17 protein-coding genes are annotated in these 17,576 nt (G+C 42.9%); 7 read left to right on the top strand and 10 right to left on the bottom strand.

Translation table 11 applies throughout. The annotated features are described in order from the left end of the window. Window positions 1-14: 14 nt before the first annotated feature. From K8B83_RS00230 to K8B83_RS00250, 5 genes are read left to right on the top strand one after another with little or no spacing between them, the layout of a single operon-like run. Entirely contained in the window at window positions 15-1,217 is a 1,203-nt protein-coding gene (locus tag K8B83_RS00230; protein WP_223418892.1) for a beta-ketoacyl-[acyl-carrier-protein] synthase family protein, read from the top strand. 4 nt (window positions 1,218-1,221) lie between these two features. Further along, window positions 1,222-1,725 (top strand): hotdog family protein, encoded by a 504-nt coding sequence (locus tag K8B83_RS00235; RefSeq protein WP_188735779.1) that lies wholly within the window; start codon window positions 1,222-1,224, stop codon window positions 1,723-1,725. Between the two features lie 38 nt (window positions 1,726-1,763). Continuing rightward, the gene (locus K8B83_RS00240) at window positions 1,764-2,489 is read left to right on the top strand and encodes a 3-ketoacyl-ACP reductase FabG2 (RefSeq protein WP_188735781.1); all 726 of its coding nucleotides are present in this window, start codon (window positions 1,764-1,766) and stop codon (window positions 2,487-2,489) included. Then, entirely contained in the window at window positions 2,486-3,712 is a 1,227-nt protein-coding gene (locus tag K8B83_RS00245) for a beta-ketoacyl-ACP synthase (RefSeq protein ID WP_188735783.1), read from the top strand. The genes K8B83_RS00240 and K8B83_RS00245 overlap by 4 nt, the downstream gene beginning before the upstream one ends. Before the next feature lie 24 nt (window positions 3,713-3,736). Then, on the top strand, window positions 3,737-4,504 hold the full coding sequence (locus tag K8B83_RS00250) for a hypothetical protein (RefSeq protein ID WP_223418894.1): 768 nt from the start codon (window positions 3,737-3,739) through the stop codon (window positions 4,502-4,504). Between the two features lie 62 nt (window positions 4,505-4,566). Here K8B83_RS00250 and K8B83_RS00255 read toward each other — a convergent pair whose 3' ends face one another. From K8B83_RS00255 to K8B83_RS00280, 6 genes are all read right to left on the bottom strand, one after another. Then, window positions 4,567-6,069 carry a methyl-accepting chemotaxis protein gene (locus tag K8B83_RS00255; RefSeq protein ID WP_188735785.1) on the bottom strand — a complete coding sequence of 501 codons (1,503 nt, stop codon included), beginning with the start codon at window positions 6,067-6,069 and terminating at the stop codon, window positions 4,567-4,569. An 8-nt stretch (window positions 6,070-6,077) separates the two neighbouring features. Continuing rightward, a complete protein-coding gene (locus K8B83_RS00260) occupies window positions 6,078-6,689 on the bottom strand; it encodes an SCO family protein (protein ID WP_188735786.1) in 612 nt (203 codons plus the stop codon). A gap of 1,929 nt (window positions 6,690-8,618) precedes the next feature. Continuing rightward, the gene (locus K8B83_RS00265; RefSeq protein WP_188735789.1) at window positions 8,619-9,212 is read right to left on the bottom strand and encodes an FMN-dependent NADH-azoreductase; all 594 of its coding nucleotides are present in this window, start codon (window positions 9,210-9,212) and stop codon (window positions 8,619-8,621) included. Between the two features lie 135 nt (window positions 9,213-9,347). Next, window positions 9,348-9,830 (bottom strand): thioesterase domain-containing protein, encoded by a 483-nt coding sequence (locus K8B83_RS00270; protein ID WP_223418896.1) that lies wholly within the window; start codon window positions 9,828-9,830, stop codon window positions 9,348-9,350. A gap of 86 nt (window positions 9,831-9,916) precedes the next feature. Next, window positions 9,917-10,354 (bottom strand): D-aminoacyl-tRNA deacylase, encoded by a 438-nt coding sequence (gene dtd, locus K8B83_RS00275; protein WP_188735791.1) that lies wholly within the window; start codon window positions 10,352-10,354, stop codon window positions 9,917-9,919. A gap of 23 nt (window positions 10,355-10,377) precedes the next feature. Further along, complete coding sequence (locus K8B83_RS00280; protein ID WP_223418897.1) at window positions 10,378-11,379, bottom strand: virulence factor BrkB family protein; 1,002 nt, start codon at window positions 11,377-11,379, stop codon at window positions 10,378-10,380. 105 nt (window positions 11,380-11,484) lie between these two features. Here K8B83_RS00280 and K8B83_RS00285 point away from each other — a divergent pair, with 105 nt between their 5' ends. Next, a complete protein-coding gene (locus K8B83_RS00285) occupies window positions 11,485-11,709 on the top strand; it encodes a hypothetical protein (protein ID WP_188735793.1) in 225 nt (74 codons plus the stop codon). Window positions 11,710-11,772: 63 nt separating this feature from the next. Then, on the top strand, window positions 11,773-12,420 hold the full coding sequence (locus tag K8B83_RS00290) for a DUF2959 domain-containing protein (protein ID WP_188735795.1): 648 nt from the start codon (window positions 11,773-11,775) through the stop codon (window positions 12,418-12,420). Between the two features lie 75 nt (window positions 12,421-12,495). Here K8B83_RS00290 and K8B83_RS00295 read toward each other — a convergent pair whose 3' ends face one another. From K8B83_RS00295 to glnA, 4 genes are all read right to left on the bottom strand, one after another. Continuing rightward, entirely contained in the window at window positions 12,496-12,966 is a 471-nt protein-coding gene (locus tag K8B83_RS00295; RefSeq protein ID WP_188735797.1) for an Lrp/AsnC family transcriptional regulator, read from the bottom strand. Window positions 12,967-13,461: 495 nt separating this feature from the next. Continuing rightward, window positions 13,462-13,992, bottom strand: a complete 531-nt coding sequence (locus K8B83_RS21675) for a type II secretion system protein (protein WP_188735800.1) — start codon at window positions 13,990-13,992, stop codon at window positions 13,462-13,464. A 32-nt stretch (window positions 13,993-14,024) separates the two neighbouring features. Then, on the bottom strand, window positions 14,025-15,608 hold the full coding sequence (locus tag K8B83_RS00305) for a diguanylate cyclase domain-containing protein (protein WP_188735802.1): 1,584 nt from the start codon (window positions 15,606-15,608) through the stop codon (window positions 14,025-14,027). Between the two features lie 346 nt (window positions 15,609-15,954). Further along, window positions 15,955-17,364 (bottom strand): glutamate--ammonia ligase, encoded by a 1,410-nt coding sequence (glnA, locus tag K8B83_RS00310; RefSeq protein WP_188735804.1) that lies wholly within the window; start codon window positions 17,362-17,364, stop codon window positions 15,955-15,957. Between the last annotated feature and the right edge of the window lie 212 nt (window positions 17,365-17,576).

Genomic DNA, 17,576 nt, shown 5'->3' on the forward strand with positions numbered 1-17,576 from the left:
ACTGAGTACAGAATATGAATAACCGAATCGCCATTTCCCATATCGGACTTTGTACCCCAATAGGCAACACGCCTGAAACCGTGCTGCAGCGCTTAGTAAATGGCGACAACAGCGCCATGCAATACCGTGATGACCTGTTGTTTAGTGGCCCAACCATTGTCGGTAGTGTAAACGATGACAGCCTGATTGATATTCCAGAGCACTTGCAGCTGTTTGCTTGTCGAAATAACCGCTTACTCCATACTGCAGCAATGCAAATCGCACAGGCAGTGAGCGAGGCTAAAGCGTGTTATGGCGCTGGTAGAATTGGCGTAGTTTTAGGCACCAGCACATCGGGGATTTCCAAAGGTGAAGCCGCATTAGCATACCAACTCGAACACGGCCACTTTCCACCGAGTTACCATTACTCACAACAAGAGTTGGGCAGCACGAGTGACTACCTCAAGCAGTTATTTGAGATCAGTGGCCCTTGCTACACAGTATCGACCGCATGTTCATCAAGTGCCAAAGTGTTTGCCAGCGCACAACGATTATTACAAGCAAACCTGTGTGACATGGTTATCGTGGGGGGAGTAGACAGTTTGTGCCAATTAACCGTAAATGGCTTTAACTCACTCGAATCTGTAGCTAAAGGGCATTGCAATCCATTTAGTCTACATCGCGACGGCATTAATATTGGTGAAGGAGCCGCCTTATTTACCCTGGAGCGTGGCCAAAGTGAGGTGATGCTGGCTGGTGTAGGTGAGTCTGCTGACGCACATCATATTTCAGCGCCGCACCCTGAAGGCTTAGGTGCGATAGCTGCCATGCACGCGGCATTAACTGCGGCCAACATCCAGCCTTCACAAATTGACTATGTAAATTTGCACGGCACCGCCACCCCCAAAAACGATGCAATGGAATCGCGCGCCATCACGGCAGTATTTGGCCAAACACTGCCAGCGTGTAGCTCAACTAAACCATTAACAGGCCACACCTTAGGTGCAGCAGGCGCCATTGAAGCGGCATTTTGTTACTTGTTACTTAGCCAACACAATCAGCTTGCACTGTTACCGCCGCATATATGGGATGGTCACGCAGACCAAAACGATCCAAGTATTCCCTTGGTAAGCGCCAACGCTTCACAGCCAGGCAATACACTCAGCTACATTATGAGTAACTCATTTGCTTTTGGTGGCAGCAATGCCAGCATTATTTTTTGTAAGAAGGATGCCTAACACCATGACGAGCCTAATTGCAGAACCCAGCTTATTAGCTCTCGATATCAGTGAGTTTGTACCGCATCGTGCGCCAATGATTTTGATAGATAATCTTCTAGAGCACCAACCGGACACCCTACTTACGGCTATCCACATTAGTCAATCAAGCGCTTACTTTGACAGCATTATCAATGGCGTGCCTAATTACGTGGGCATTGAATACATGGCACAAAGCATTGCCGCGCTAGCGGGGGTTGAAGCTAAGTTAGTGGGTGACAAGGTACGCGTTGGCTTTTTACTGGGCAGTCGCAAATTACAAATGCATATTGACCATTTTGAACTCGGGCAAACCTATCACACAAAGGTAAGTAGGCTTTATCAAGAACCCTCTGGCTTAGCCGTGTTCGACTGCCATATTTATCATCAAGACCAGGTTGTTGCGTCGGCAAACGTCAATGTGTTTCAACCTCAAGATACCCAAGCTTATATCAACGATAATCAACTCGAGCATAGTGCCTCAAAATAACTAAAACAGCCTAGCTCAACAACATCATGGAGAGACTTGTGACTAAAAGAGTATTAATTACCGGCTCAAGCCGAGGGATTGGCAAGGCCATTGCGATTAAATTGGCCGAAAACGGCTTTAACATTGCGCTGCATTTTCACAGTAATCACAGCGCCGCTGAAGAGGTAAAGCAAACACTTACCCACCTTGGCGTTAATGTGAGTTTATTGCAGTTTGATATTGGCGATCGCGCTGCAGTAAAACAGGCCATTGAAACTGATATTGCTGAGCATGGTGCTTATTACGGGGTGATTTTAAATGCGGGCATCAATCGCGACACGGCCTTCCCCGCGATGACAGAAAACGAATGGGACAGTGTTATCCACACCAATTTAGACGGTTTTTATAATGTGATTCACCCAACCGTTATGCCAATGGTGCAAGCACGTAAAGGTGGACGCATTATTACTCTCGCATCGGTTTCGGGCATTGCCGGCAATCGTGGCCAAGTCAATTACAGTGCTTCTAAAGCAGGCATTATTGGTGCAACTAAAGCATTGTCGCTTGAGCTCGCTAAACGCAAAATCACCGTCAATTGCATTGCGCCAGGTTTAATCGAAACCGACATGGTGAGCGATTTCCCAACCGATTTAGTTAACCAAATGGTGCCGATGAAACGCATGGGCAAACCCAATGAAATTGCCGGCCTAGCTAACTTTTTACTGTCTGACGATGCCGCTTACATCACTCGCCAGGTTATTTCGGTCAATGGAGGTATGATATGAAGCGCGTTGTTGTCACGGGCATGGGCGGGATTTCTGCTCTGGGTCAAGACTGGCCACAGATTAAAGCAAGCTTATTGGCCAAGCAAAATTGTGTAATCCGCATCGACGAATGGGATCGCTACCCAGACTTAAATACTCGCCTGGCCGCACCCGTGCAAGATTTTGAAGTCCCCTCGCATTACTCGCGTAAAAAAATTCGCTCAATGGGCCGGGTGTCGCTCATGGCAACCCGCGCTAGTGAGCTGGCATTAGAGGATGCAGGCTTATTGAACGACCCAATATTAAGCTCAGGTCAGGTCGGCGTAGCCTATGGCTCATCAACCGGCAGCACCGACCCAATTATGGGCTTTGGTGACATGCTCAAAACCGGCGAAATGTCAGGGCTTACTGCCACCAGCTATATCAGAATGATGGCCCACACTACCGCGGTAAATATCGGGGTATTTTTTGGCTTACAAGGCCGTATCCATACAACAAGTAGCGCCTGCACCTCTGCCAGCCAAGGTATAGGTTATGCCTACGAAGCCATAAAATATGGCATGCAAACCATAATGTTAGCCGGCGGCGGTGAAGAGTTATGCCCCACAGAAGCCGTGGTATTTGACACCTTATTTGCCACCAGCACTCAAAATGATACTCCCGAGCAAACCCCACGCCCATTTGACAAGCAGCGCGATGGTTTGGTTATTGGTGAAGGAGCCTGTACGTTAATACTCGAAGAGCTAGAACACGCTCAAGCGCGCGGAGCTACAATCTATGCGGAGCTTGTTGGCTTTGGCACCAACTCAGATGGCCAGCACGTTACCCAGCCCAATGCCAGCACCATGGAAGTGGCCATTCGTTTAGCCTTAAAAGACGCAAAACTCACGCCGCAAGATATTGGCTACATTAGCGCCCATGGCACAGCGACTGATCGTGGCGACATTGCTGAAACCACAGCCACCCACGCGGTATTTGGTGCCAGTACGCCGATTTCATCACTCAAAAGTTATACCGGACACACGCTTGGCGCCTGCGGCTCACTCGAAGCATGGACCAGTATCCAAATGATGAATGAAGGCTGGTTTGCACCTACTTTAAACCTTGATGAAGTCGACCCAGAATGTGGCGAGCTTGATTACATTAAAGGCGATATTCGCCAGCTTGAGACGCAATTTATTATGAGTAATAACTTTGCCTTTGGTGGCATCAATACCTCACTGATTTTTAAACGCTGGAACTAAGAAACTATTCTAAAAGGACGTAGCATGACCAAAAATGTAACAAGCATGGCAATCAATGGATTTCTGATAGCCGTAGGATTATTGAATTCATTATTCACTTCATTAGTCAGTGCGCAAGAACCCCTTGTCCAAGAGCAGCAATACTTGGCGATTTTTCAAAGTGACAGCCATGCTCAACAAATACAGGCCATTGAGACCTTAATTATTTCAGGGCCGCAAGATATAGCAGTATATGATGCGATAGAAGCATCGCTTAAACAGAGTTTAGCCAACACGAACAAACAAGCTATCGATCATTCATCTTGGCTTGCTAAAGGTTTAGGCTATTCTGGCAATGAGAAATATCGCTCGACGTTAACGCAAATCGTCGAGGGGGATTATCATAAAAAATTACGTAAATATGCTAACGAGGGTATTAGTAATATTAGCCAATACGCTATCTGGAATCCCATTTTGCATGTGCAAACTCACGCTGATTTATCGCCACGGTTAAATGCATATAGCAATGCCTTAGCCAGTAATGACTTAGTATTAATTCGAATCGCTGCTAAGCGGATCATGTATGAACGTGAATATAGCGAGGTGATATTAACTCAGTTAAGCGAACAGCTAACTCAACCTCGTCTGCTTGACGACAGCCGCTTAGCCATTGATACCTATGCCTGGCTAGCCAAAGCTCTGGCCAGCTCAGGTAACGATAAGTTTAAACCGGTCATTGAAGATATAGCTAATAACGCCGCCAATAAAAAGCTGCGCAGCTACGCCAAAAAGTACTTAAAAACCTATTTTTAAATGTGACCTCCAATTATGTATCAATAAAAACAGATGTGAGCAATCGCTGACATCTGTTTTACCTACACTTTATAAGCTGCGGCTTTAGCTTGATATTCTTCAGTAATACGTTTCATTTCAACGGCACCGACTGCAAGTTTTTGCACTTGCTCAGACAGTACCACTACCGCTTTGGCGTTATCTAAAATTTCAGCACCAATTTGATTCAGCTTATTAGCTTGCTCTTGTGTACTATTTGCAACGTTATTACTTAAGGTAGATACTTGGCCAATTTGTGCGGAGCGCTGCTCTAAACCCTTAGCAATATTATTAGTATGCTGCACGTTTTCTGCCGTTCGCTTTTTACCTTGATCCATCGAGTCGACCGTTTTTAACATGCTAGTATTTAATCTACTTAGCACCTTCTCAATTTCATCTGTTGAATGACTAGTTCGCTGCGCAAGCGCTCTGACCTCATCGGCCACTACCGCAAAACCGCGACCACTTTCTCCCGCTCTAGCCGCTTCAATGGCAGCATTAAGTGCCAGTAAATTGGTTTGCTCTGAAATACTGCGTATAGCTTGTAGCAATGACGTGATTGCACCGACATCTTTGGTCAGTTCGGTTAACGACTCAGTCACCGCGGTGGTATTGGTTTCAAGCAGCTGCATGTCTTTCATAATACTCAACGCACTTTGACGATCGCTTACGCTTGAGCTTGCTGCATCTTTTGCTTGCTCGGCAGACAACTGGCTGTCATGAGCCATTTGCTGAAAATGGTCGATCACTACTTGGGTTGCATCTGCAATCACTTGAGCTTGATGCGTTTGTTGCTGCACAGCATGCTGTGTCTTATCACTTAGCCCCATTAACTTGTCAGACGTATTGGCCATGTTAACCGCTATATCACGGTAATCGTCAAACAGCTGAGACAACTCTTCAAGCATAAGGTTAAACGACATTTCAGCGGGTGTATCAGCTTGAGCAAGGCGCACCGATAAATCTTTGTTAGCTGAAATAGTCTCAATAGCACCAGCAATACGCTGATTGGCAACGGCATCTGTTCGCATAAAAAGACAGATACGGATCAAAATAAAGGTCTCAGCCGCTGCAAACAGCGCATGGACAAACATGATCATCCAATTGCATTCACCGGAAAAAATCATGACTTGAGTATCAAATAAGCTGACACCTTGCAACTGTATGTACGTTAACACAATATGGTGTAGAGCCACTGTGAGCAATGCTGCCAACAAGGGTTGCCAGCGCAAATAGATTAAAAACACACCCATAGAGGCAAAAATATGAAAGTGCATTTCAATCATGCCCATTTGGCTTTGGATCAATAGACCTGAAACCGTCATCATAATGACCGCCGCTACGATGGCAAATAATTCAGTCCCTTTCAGTAAGCTATAAGCTAGCTGCACCAACACTATAATAGCGATGGCAGCAATGGTGCTAAACGTGAGCATGTTTGCACCCAAAAAACCACTGATAAACAGCAGAGGTGCTTGTAACATTAAGATTTTATATATATATGAATCATGTTTTTTTAATAGTGTTATTGTTTGATTATCATTCATAAATAGGCCTAAAGTTCAGATGAAATAATGTGTTTAAGCTCAAGCATCATTTTGGGGGTTGAAAGCTGCTCGGCGGTATATACCCTTACTATTTGTCCATCCGGGGACACTAAAAACAGTTTACCGACATGGTTAATACTGCTGAGTTCATGATTGATATTTTCAGACAATCGCCTATCGAGTTGCTGTAACTCTTCATCTGATAATGACGCACTCATAAAGCGAGACGATCGATTATCGATTAAGCTTTTACGCACGGCGGGAGTGTCGTTATTAGGGTCAATCGTCACAAACATAAATTGCACCTCAGCTTTCGTTAACAAAGCATCCTGCTGTAAATGTTGCTCCAATTGAATCAGTTGCTGGACTCGTATCGGGCATATTTCAGAGCACGATAAAAATCCTAAGAATAAGTATGTATATTTACCCGCGGACGCAGGAAATTGATGCGATTGTTTTTCAACATCCTGCCAAGTAAAGCGCAGGTTTTGGTTGTCGTTTATATTAATGCCGTAAGCTTTATCAGCTTGATACCATTGGCTTAACACCATCAGTATAGGTATCAACCCTAAGCAAATACAAATCAAAACCAATGCAATAACCACTTTTTTTAACTGCATAAATCACAGCCTTCTGTGCCGTATCGCAATATGATTACCAACATAATTATAGCCACTATGATGCGATTGCAATATTTGCTCATTATACAAACAAATAAAACGCTTAAAGATAGCGTAAATACGCAAGGTAGAATAGCGTTGATCAGTTTTCAGATTGAAAAATAACAACCAACTTAAAAAAATAACACAAAAACCATAAAAAACAATTAATTAGTTACTAAACTTTGTTTGGTTATTTGCAAGCTCGCCCACCACATCGTTTTATGCAACACGCCGTAAACCCATCCTTGGGGGCTTGACGAAAACATCCTGTTTTCAACATTTGCCTATGCCAATATGGCAGGCTACCCGATAGATCGTTGGTAGTTGGTAGTTGGTCGTTGATAGTTGGTAGTTGGTAGTTGGTAGCTTTATGCCACTTAGCATGTCGATGCTATTGTTGCGTTAAACACGGTCAAAAGGCGTAAAACATTAAGATGGGGGATTAGTTGTCTGCTGGATTATGGGTTATCCCGCCCACCACATCGTCCTATGCAACACGCCGTAAACCCATCCCTGGGGGCTTGACGAAAACATCCTGTTTTCAACAGTTGCCTATGCCAATATGGCAGGCTACCCGATAATCCGTTGGTAACGTCATGCCACATATCATGTCGATGCTATTGTTGCGTTAAACATGGTCAAAAGGCGTAAAGCATTAAGATGGGGGATTAAGTTGCCTGCTGGTTTATGGGTTATCCCGCCCACCACATCGTCCTATGCAACACGCCGTAAACCCATCCTTGGAGGCTTGACGAAAACATCCTGTTTTCAACAGTTGCCTATGCCAATGTGGCAGGCTACCCGATAGGTCGTTGGTCGTTGATAGTTGGTAGTTGGTAGTTGGTAGCTTTATGCCACTTAGCATGTCGATGCTATTGTTGCGTTAAACATGGTCAAAAGGCGTAAAACATTAAGATGGGGGATTAGTTGTCTGCTGGATTATGGGTTATCCCGCCCACCACATCGTCCTATGCAACACGCCGTAAACCCATCCCTGGAGGCTTGACGAAAACATCCTGTTTTCAACAGTTGCCTATGCCAATATGGCAGGCTACCCGATAATCCGTTGGTAACGTCATGCCACATATCATGTCGATGCTATTGTTGCGTTAAACATGGTCAAAAGGCGTAAAGCATTAAGATGGGGGGATTAGTTGTCTGCTGGATTATGGGTTATCCCGCCCACCACATCGTCCTATGCAACACGCCGTAAACCCATCCTTGGAGGCTTGACGAAAACATCCTGTTTTCAACAGTTGCCTATGCCAATGTGGCAGGCTACCCGATAGGTCGTTGGTCGTTGATAGTTGGTAGTTGGTAGTTGGTAGTTGGTAGTTGGTAGTTGGTAGTTGGTAGCTTTATGCCACTTAGCATGTCGATGCTATTGTTGCGTTAAACATGGTCAAAAGGCGTAAAGCATTAAGATGGGGGATTAAGTTGTCTGCTGGGTTATGGGTTATCCCGCCCACCACATCGTCCTATGCAACACGCCGTAAACCCATCCATGGGGGCTTGACGAAAACATCCTGTTTTCAACAGTTGCCTATGCCAATATGGCAGGCTACTCGATAATCCGTTGGTCGTTGATAGCTGATAGTTGGTAGTTGGTAGTTGATAGCTTTATGCCACATAATAATTTGATTAAATAAGTGATCAGAAATTGCGTTGGAATAGTCCTTTATAATAAGGCAGGAAATTGCAGCGAGCTCGTTGTTCTACCTTCAACAATTCTAACGACGTTATAAGCGATGTGAACCAGTAAGATTGAGCACATTTTTGTGCTCATTGATATAACTCGAATTCTGGTTAAACATCCAGAGTTCTGGTTAAATAAAAAACGCCTAAACCTTTCGATTTAAGCGTTTTTTATTCGTAAAAACTGTCTATTTATAGCTTAATGGCATCAATTGCTTGCTTAGCTAGGGTAATGCCTGATTGCGCTGCCTCAGGGCCCATATTCAACGCTTCTGCATACACAGTTTCCACCTGAGTAATGCCAATAAAACCAAGCACGGTCGTTAAATATGGCACGACATGATCTGTAGAGCCACCTTTGTGAGCTCCACCACGCGTGGTCACAATAATGGCACGTTTACCTTCAATCAATCCAACAGGTCCTGTGTCTGTGTATGTAAATGTCACACCAGCACGAGCAATCAAATCAATCCAGCTTTTTAATGTGGTCGGAATACCAAAGTTATACATAGGTGCGGCAATCACAATGATGTCATTAGCGTTAATTTCAGCGATTAATTCATTCGACAATGCCAGAGCAGCTTGTTGACGCTCAGATAAATTGTCGCCACCACGCAAACCTGATGCTATTTCACCATCGAGCATTGGTACAGGATTAGAGCCTAAATCACGAACAGTTATTTCAGCACCGAGTTCGTTCCATTGATGTTGAGCATAATCAACCAGTGTTGAGGATTGTGAGTATTCGCCTAAAATGCTCGATTTTAACATTAGTACTTTTTTCATCAGTCATTCCACCTGTCTGGTTACGTATATTCTGTGAGGTCTCTACATGTTCGACCAATGACACCAGTATATTTGACGATAAAAAAGAAAAATAGCGGAATAATTTAGCGATTACATTCGATTTTATAGAACAATTTAGTTTGATGGCGTTTTAGGAATAGAAACATAATGGCCTGTAAATGCCGCACAAAGTTGATCGTTACAATACAAGCCAATATCGAGCATCACTTGTGCACGTAGTCCTTTAGCTAACCCTGATATATCTGTATTTGGCCAAATGACTTTCGCAATCGGTTCGCCAGTAATTGGCTTAATATATTTTACGCTCGCGTCAGCAATAACGATGTCACCTTGCAGTGTTAAACGTTGTTGCTGTAACCACATCATTCCCCAACCCGTTAAAGTCATTAGCGTATAAATACTGCCGGCAAACATGGTGTTATGCAGGTTAATATTAGGAGCCAAAGGTGCAGTAACCTGTAACTCGGTGCCACTGAAACTGAGCGGTTTCACCTGCATAAACTCACTTAACGGAATCGTGCTATGCCAAGTGTTTTGCAATTGAGATAACAGTTCACTAAAGCCACCACCGATTGGCATTACATTGTCTTGTGACATTACCGCCCCTTTTTGCCTTTACTTAACTTATTGAATCGATTTTTTATGGCCAAATAACGGCCAGCATGAACACTTTGCAAACAAAACTAAACCTGTAAATTAAAGGTCACAGGGCCATCGTTAATCAGCTCGACCTGCATATCAGCACCAAACTGGCCGGTTTCAGTTTCAACCCCTTGCTGGCGACAAAATGCAACAAAATCAAGATACAATTGCTTAGCTTGTTCAGGTGTTGCTGCACACGAAAAACTCGGTCTTAAGCCTTTTGCAGTATCTGCTGCTAAGGTAAATTGCGACACAACTAATAACTTACCACCCACTTGCGACAAATTGAGGTTCATTTTGCCATTATCATCACTAAACACGCGGTAGTTCATTACTTTGGTAGCAAGTTTAGCTAATTTATCGGCATTGTCTTCACGCTCGACACCTAATAACACCAGTAAACCTTGATCAATTTTGCCGACCACTTCGTCATCAACCGTAACAGATGCACGCTTGACGCGTTGAATTAATGCAATCATAACAACCTACTAATATTAAACGATTAAGACTTTTCGATTGATGAATCACTTGCTGATTTGGCATGTGACTGCGATGGTGCCACAGGATCATGCACATTCATCTTTGAAGCCTGTTTTTCTTTGCTTAATGCTTCACCTTCGGTGAATATCTCGGCTTTCATCTCTTCAGCAATCACTGCCAACTCTTCTAAATATTCTGGCAATGCAGCGGTAATTTCAGCCCCTAGCAACACAATCATCCACGATAAATACACCCACACAAATAAAATCGGGATAACCGCTAGCGCACCATAAATGGCTTCATAACTAGGAAATTGCGTCACATAAAACGCAAAGCCCTTTTTACCTGCTTCAAACAATACCGCAGCGACAATTGCACCGAGTAGCGCATGTAAAAAACGAACTTTTTTGTTGGGTACTACCATGTATAACAGCAATATAGAGGCCACTGAAAACATCAGCGGTATACGCTCAACAATCCAGGGCACAAGGCCAGACAATTCACTGCCTGTAACCACCTCTAACGACACCACATACGACGTCGCCACTAAGCTTGCACCAATCAATACTGGGCCAAGAGTGAGCACCATCCAATACATTGAAAAAGACACTACATACGAGCGTTTTTCAGTAATTCGCCAAATATTATTGAGCGCTTTGTCGATTGCCGATATCAGCATTATCGCCACAAACACTAATGCCACAATACCCACAAAAGTACCTTTAGAGGCATTAGCAACAAACTCATTAATATACACTTGCACCGTGTCACCCGCAGCCGGTATGAAGTTGTTATAAATAAACCCTTCAATTTTACCCCTAATGCCTTTAAACACCGGAAAGGCCGATAACATAGACATGGTTACGGCCACCATGGGCACTAACGACAATAACGTTACATAGGCTAAGTGGCCCGCGCGAATGTTAATTTGGTCTTCGGTGAGGCGCTGCTTAAGGTGCAGTAAAAACTGGCCAATACCATAAAAAAAATTGATAAAGGGTCTGAAATCAAACTTCTTGGGCATAATATTCCTTATTTCATAGTCCGTTAGTGGAGATAACATTTGTATTAAGCCACTAACTTCGTACAATGTTATAACATATTAGCGCGAAAAGAATGGAGCGAATTGATGTCTCAACAAGGATCGGCGGGTAATGTCCTCGCAGCTGTAGCAAATTTATTTTTTCCTGGCCTTGGTCAACTTTTACAAGGGCGTATTTTAGCGGCGTTGCTGTTTTTCTGTATTACTGTCACCTGCTATGCACTCTATTTTTTAATTATCCCGGCCATTATTGGTGGCTTGTTCCATTTATGGAGCATTATCGACGCTGCACGATTTAAATCAGGCAGTTAACTAATCAGATGGCTAATCTCACATAGATTGCTGTCGCCTCAAACAATAAAAAGAGACACATTGATGAAAAAATGGATATCACTGGCACTATTAAGTAGCAGTTTACTGTTGAGCGGTTGTCAAAGCGCCTATTACGGTGCCATGGAAAAAGTCGGTTATCACAAACGCGACATTATGGTAGACCGAGTTCAAAACGCCAAAGAGTCACAACAAGAAGCCCAAGAGCAATTCAGTTCAGCTCTAGAAGAAATGCAAGCACTGCTCGCATTTGATGGCGGCGATTTAGAAGATGCTTACAACAAAGCCAAAGACGAATATGAGTCAGCCCAAGCTGCAGCAGATGAAGTCACCAGCCGTATTGATAAAGTAGAAGATGTTGCCGATGCATTATTTGCAGAGTGGCAAGATGAAATCACTGAAATCAGCAAAGCCAGCTTACGCCGTAATAGCACAAATAAACTTAACGAAACCAAACGAGCTTACGCATCGTTAGTCAAAAGCATGCGCCGCGCAGAAGCTAAAATGCCACCCATTTTAACCGCCATGAAAGATAACATGCTTTACCTAAAGCATAATCTAAATGCTCAAGCGATTGGCGCCATAAAAGGTGAGTTTGCTAATTTACAGTCTGACATTTCGAGCTTGATTAATGAAATGAACAAATCGATTGAAGAGTCAAACAAGTTTATTGCGTCTATGGAACAAGGCTAGTCGTCTTAACTGAATCATCGAGGTAAGTATTGGCTATGTAAACTCGCGGAGCATAGCCAATACCCATGCAGCGAATTATTCTATTGGTGAAGCGTCCACGGGTAACACGTTATGACTAAAGATTTGTTTTAATACTACTGTGGTTTCAATATTAGACACGTATTTTAAGTTACCTAACGATCTTTTAATGAACTGCTCGTAAGTCACGAGATCTTGAGCGACGATTTTTAACAAATAATCATGCGAGCCCGTTACCACAGAGCATTCCATCACGGCAGGCAGTTGCGCCACGGTATTTTCAAATAAAGCGGTAGACTCATCAGAGTGCTCACTCAAACGCACCGACGCATATACCACCACGCTTAACCCCACTTTAGCGGGATCAACTTGGGCACCATAGCCTAAAATCACTTTATCAAGCTCTAGCTTTTTTACACGGCGTAAACAAGGTGTGTCAGACATATTAACCTTGTCGGCTAATTCAGACACTGCCATGCGGCCATTACGCTGTAATATTTCTAATAGCTTTAGGTCTTTCTTATCCATGACATTGGCCGTTTTTTTGCTGAGTGATTTTCAGTGAAAATATCATATTTTTGAGTGAAATCCTCTACTAATTTAACTTAGAATCAAATATTTCAAGAAAACCATCAAAAATGACATGAGAAAGTCATCAATCCCCTAAACTCTCAATAAATATGATTGCTATAAACAAAAATGCCATGAAACAATCTTCATGGCATTCGTATTAGCTTAAGGGATTAACTGGGGTCTGTTGATCTTTGCTGTTTGAATTTTGTTCGAGTTAAAAACGTTTTAATCGAGACGAATGGATTGATGCCTAGTCATCTAAGCAAAATCCATTCAACAAAGAGTAAAACGTTTTTAGCCGAACCCTTCGGGCAGCGTTTGTTGGCCATTTTTACTGCGCTATCGACTTTTTATGTAAAATAACTACACTTCAAAGTCTCTGCCGCGCACTTGTATATGAGTAATAGCCAACAATTCGCTGCAAAAACAATCTTGAAAGATCAACAGACCCTAGCATTCATCTATATACACTTCGATTAGTGGCTCCTCGCCAGCGGCTAAAGGCTGTGAGTAGCGTATTTCACACTTGTTTGCGTCGTAGTCTGCGTCTGGGCGAATACGCAAACCAGTACGGCCAGAAGAGTTATAAGTGGTTATTTCAAAATCCACACCATCGGTAATGTTTATCATTCTAGCAATACCCGTTGCAGTATGACGCGGGTACCCATAAGCTAAAATAACAACCTCACCCTCAACAGTAATACTATTTCCAGAGCCATTACCACCTCCTGCTGGCGCAGTTTCATCGCAACTGGTGCTTATCACACAGGCGGAATACACCATGGTTTTACCACTACTAATGGCTGCGGCAACACCTTGCATTGAGCTGGCATACGCATCACTTTTTAAACTAATAAATTTAGGTGCTGCAACTGCGGCTAATACGCCCAAAATAATAATCACAACCACTAACTCAATTAAGGTAAAGCCATGTTGCTTAGCGTGTTGAGCATTAGGTAGGCTAACAAGTCGATTCTTCATTTTATTCCTTTATCGGCATACGCTTTAGTCAGTTAACTCGCATGCATCACTTGATCTTTACCCGCATTCTTAGCTTGGTACATGGCAACATCTGCTCGATGGATCAAGCTATCGATATCGGTATCTGTACCATCATATTGAACAACACCAATGCAAGCGCTCACCTGTAATTGATGTGAACCAATGTCATAGGGCTGTTTAATGGCCTCTAGCACCCTATTCGCCTTCTGATTAACTTTATCGCATTGCTTATCATTTTGTAAAACTAATACAAACTCATCACCACCATAACGCGCCAAGATATCGTCACGCTCTAAATATACTGTCACCTGCTGACCAATACTGGTTAATAAGCTATCACCTACACCGTGGCCATAAGTGTCATTAATCTTTTTAAAACCGTCTAGGTCAATAAATAACAAAGAAAAAGGTTTTTTGGCATTAATCAGTTGTTTAATGGTATGTCTAATCGACATACGATTAGCTAAACCGGTAACTTGATCATGATTGGCTAAATGCAATGCAGCCGCTTGTGCTTTGGCTAAATCCGCCGTTTTATCTTTTACCCTTTTAGCCAGATCTTTTTGACTATTAATCACTTGCAAAGACATCTGATGAAAACTGTCAAACAAGGTCACAAACTCATTTGTCTCAATGCGCTGCTTAGGTAAAGGGCTTAACTGTGTTTGCTGTTCTGCTAGGTCGCACACTTGCGTGGTGAGCGCGGCAATGGGCCGAGTAATTAACCCCGTCATCCACCAACTGAGTAAAAGGCAGGCAACAAAAGACCAAACGGCTATCCACAAAATCGTGTTAATTTGAGATTCGGCTCGCACATACAACTCAACTAATGGTTGCGGGATCATCACCCCCCACCCTGTTGTTGGCACCACAGTGTATGCCGCTATCATATCTTGTTGTACTGCTGGTGAATAAAACTCCATTACACCGGTATTACCTGCCATCATCTGTTGCACAATATTGACTTTAGCTAGGTTTTTACTGTCGGCTTGCCACTGTTTGTTAGGATGAGCCAACACATTGCCTTTGCGGTCAACAATTGCGGCGTGACCTTCTTTGCCAAACTTAACCGCAGACTGTAATAAATCAATAAATTCTGGGTTCATTACTGCTAGCCAAACACGTTGTTGTTGGTCTTTGCGGACCATATACAAAGTAGGCGTTTCGCCACCCAGATTTTGCACATCGGTAAATGTTGCTTGAGATCTTTGTGCAAGGTCAAATACGTTCACACCTTTTGTGAGTGAAACGGGCTGAAGACTTTCAGGACCAAATAACACATTAACCAGCTGACCTTGAGCGTCATACTCACCGATAGACTCAACATCAATATCCTGAAGCAGTGAAACTAAATGAGGGGAAATATCTTGTTGTACCACGGAGTCAGTTGCATGAGTAAAAATGGATAAAGCATCAACACTATATCGGTCTAATGCCTGAGATAGATTTTTAGCTAAAAGTAGATGCTTGTCATGAACCGTGCGGTATTCATTGTCAAGTGCGTTATGGCTGCTCCATAACGCTAAAATACAAATGGGGATTAATGAAACTAAACTCATGGCAATTAACAATAGATACCGAAATGATAATTTCATTTAATTCTCACATACCCAATCAACTTAATTAAATTACGCTAATGCCAAGCATAAAAAAGACAAAGACAACACCTTAGACACATCCATTTACATTTGCAACACACTGTATACCCAATCAACCTGAAAATGCTCAATTTCAGCAAGAATTTACACGCGTTTAGGCAAGGCATTGATTACGGATAATGGTTATTCCCTTTTCAAAATCAGCTAATTCAACAAAAGCCGCAGCATAAACACGGTGAAACTCTGAAACACATATCTTTTGGGTATAAAACAAAAACCCCCGATAATAACTTATCGGGGGTTTTGATCTAGCTATACTTCGTCGTCTAAAAAGACAAACTCATTATAGGCTGTAGTACATTTCAAACTCTAATGGGTGAGTTGTACGTGATACACGCTCAGCTTCTGCAGACTTAAGAGTGATATAAGAATCAATAAAGTCTTTACTGAACACACCACCTTTAAGTAAAAAGTCGTGGTCAGCTTTTAAGTTTTCAAGTGCGTTTTCTAATGACGTTGCAACTTGTGGGATCTCAGCCGCTTCTTCAGCAGGTAAGTCATACAAGTCTTTATCCATTGCTTCACCTGGGTGGATCTTGTTTTGAATACCGTCAAGACCAGCCATTAACAATGCAGCAAAACCTAAGTATGGGTTTGCATGTGGATCAGGGAAACGCGTTTCGATACGACGGCCTTTAGGGCTTGGTACCACAGGAATACGAATTGAAGCACTGCGGTTACGCGCAGAGTAAGCTAACATTACTGGCGCTTCAAAGTGTGGCACTAGACGCTTGTAAGAGTTAGTGCTTGGGTTAGTGAATGCGTTCAATGCACGAGCGTGCTTGATAATACCACCAATGTAGTAAAGTGCAGTTTCACTTAAACCAGCATATTTATCACCAGCAAATAAGTTAACGCCGTCTTTTGCTAAAGATTGGTGAACGTGCATACCGCTACCGTTGTCACCAACGATTGGTTTTGGCATAAATGTCGCTGTTTTGCCATAAGCATGCGCCATGTTGTGCACAACATACTTAAGAATTTGGATTTCGTCCGCTTTCTTAGTCAAGGTGTTAAAGCGTGTTGCGATTTCATTTTGACCAGCTGTAGCCACTTCATGGTGATGCGCTTCAACAACTTGGCCCATTTCTTCTAACACTAAACACATTGCAGAACGCAAGTCTTGTGAAGAATCAACTGGAGCAACTGGGAAATAACCCCCTTTCACCATTGGACGGTGGCCAGTGTTGCCTTCTTCATAGCTTTTAGCTGAGTTCCATGCTGCTTCTTTGGCATCGATTTTAACGAAAGTACCTGACATGTCAGTACCAAAACGGACGTCGTCAAATATAAAGAATTCTGGTTCTGGACCAATCAATACTGTGTCGGCAATACCGGTAGACTTTAAATACTCTTCTGCTTTTTTAGCGATTGAGCGTGGGTCACGGTCATAACCTGTCATTGTGCCAGGCTCTAAAATATCACAACGGATTAGCGCTGTGGTTTCTTCGGTAAATGGATCTAAAACGAAAGTCGTTGGATCAGGCATTAATACCATGTCTGATTCGTTGATGCCTTTCCAACCAGCAATTGAAGAACCGTCAAACATTTTGCCGTCTTCAAAAAAATCTTCATTTACTTGATGAGATGGGATAGACACATGCTGCTCTTTACCTTTGGTATCGGTAAAACGTAAGTCAACAAACTTAACTTCTAACTCTTCAAGTTGCTTTAAAACTGATTCAACTGACATTCTCAAGCCTCCGGTAGGGTAAAGGGTTATCCCTTAAAATAATTTTGTATATTCGCCAGAAATCGTATCTGGAAAACGAATTTGCATTCATCCGATGACCAACAACTTAGCGATAATCATGCCAATTAGCTAACTAATTGATTTTATGCATTTTGAAAATATTGCAGCCAGTAGCAAAACTCATTTTGCACCAGTGCAGTGCACCACTATGT

Origin of the sequence: Shewanella inventionis, from assembly GCF_019931735.1 — a bacterium.
GTDB classification, from domain to species: Bacteria; Pseudomonadota; Gammaproteobacteria; order Enterobacterales; family Shewanellaceae; genus Shewanella; species Shewanella inventionis.

Excerpts from the sequence above, each read along its gene's own strand:
- K8B83_RS00230 (WP_223418892.1), top strand. The coding sequence starts at position 15 with ATGAATAACCGAATCGCCATTTCCCATATCGGACTTTGTACCCCAATA.
- K8B83_RS00235 (WP_188735779.1), top strand. The coding sequence starts at position 1,222 with ATGACGAGCCTAATTGCAGAACCCAGCTTATTAGCTCTCGATATCAGT.
- K8B83_RS00245 (WP_188735783.1), top strand. The coding sequence starts at position 2,486 with ATGAAGCGCGTTGTTGTCACGGGCATGGGCGGGATTTCTGCTCTGGGT.
- K8B83_RS00250 (WP_223418894.1), top strand. The coding sequence starts at position 3,737 with ATGACCAAAAATGTAACAAGCATGGCAATCAATGGATTTCTGATAGCC.
- K8B83_RS00255 (WP_188735785.1), bottom strand. The coding sequence starts at position 6,069 with ATGAATGATAATCAAACAATAACACTATTAAAAAAACATGATTCATAT.
- K8B83_RS00260 (WP_188735786.1), bottom strand. The coding sequence starts at position 6,689 with ATGCAGTTAAAAAAAGTGGTTATTGCATTGGTTTTGATTTGTATTTGC.
- K8B83_RS00265 (WP_188735789.1), bottom strand. The coding sequence starts at position 9,212 with ATGAAAAAAGTACTAATGTTAAAATCGAGCATTTTAGGCGAATACTCA.
- K8B83_RS00270 (WP_223418896.1), bottom strand. The coding sequence starts at position 9,830 with ATGTCACAAGACAATGTAATGCCAATCGGTGGTGGCTTTAGTGAACTG.
- dtd (WP_188735791.1), bottom strand. The coding sequence starts at position 10,354 with ATGATTGCATTAATTCAACGCGTCAAGCGTGCATCTGTTACGGTTGAT.
- K8B83_RS00280 (WP_223418897.1), bottom strand. The coding sequence starts at position 11,379 with ATGCCCAAGAAGTTTGATTTCAGACCCTTTATCAATTTTTTTTATGGT.
- K8B83_RS00285 (WP_188735793.1), top strand. The coding sequence starts at position 11,485 with ATGTCTCAACAAGGATCGGCGGGTAATGTCCTCGCAGCTGTAGCAAAT.
- K8B83_RS00290 (WP_188735795.1), top strand. The coding sequence starts at position 11,773 with ATGAAAAAATGGATATCACTGGCACTATTAAGTAGCAGTTTACTGTTG.
- K8B83_RS00295 (WP_188735797.1), bottom strand. The coding sequence starts at position 12,966 with ATGGATAAGAAAGACCTAAAGCTATTAGAAATATTACAGCGTAATGGC.
- K8B83_RS21675 (WP_188735800.1), bottom strand. The coding sequence starts at position 13,992 with ATGAAGAATCGACTTGTTAGCCTACCTAATGCTCAACACGCTAAGCAA.
- K8B83_RS00305 (WP_188735802.1), bottom strand. The coding sequence starts at position 15,608 with ATGAAATTATCATTTCGGTATCTATTGTTAATTGCCATGAGTTTAGTT.
- glnA (WP_188735804.1), bottom strand. The coding sequence starts at position 17,364 with ATGTCAGTTGAATCAGTTTTAAAGCAACTTGAAGAGTTAGAAGTTAAG.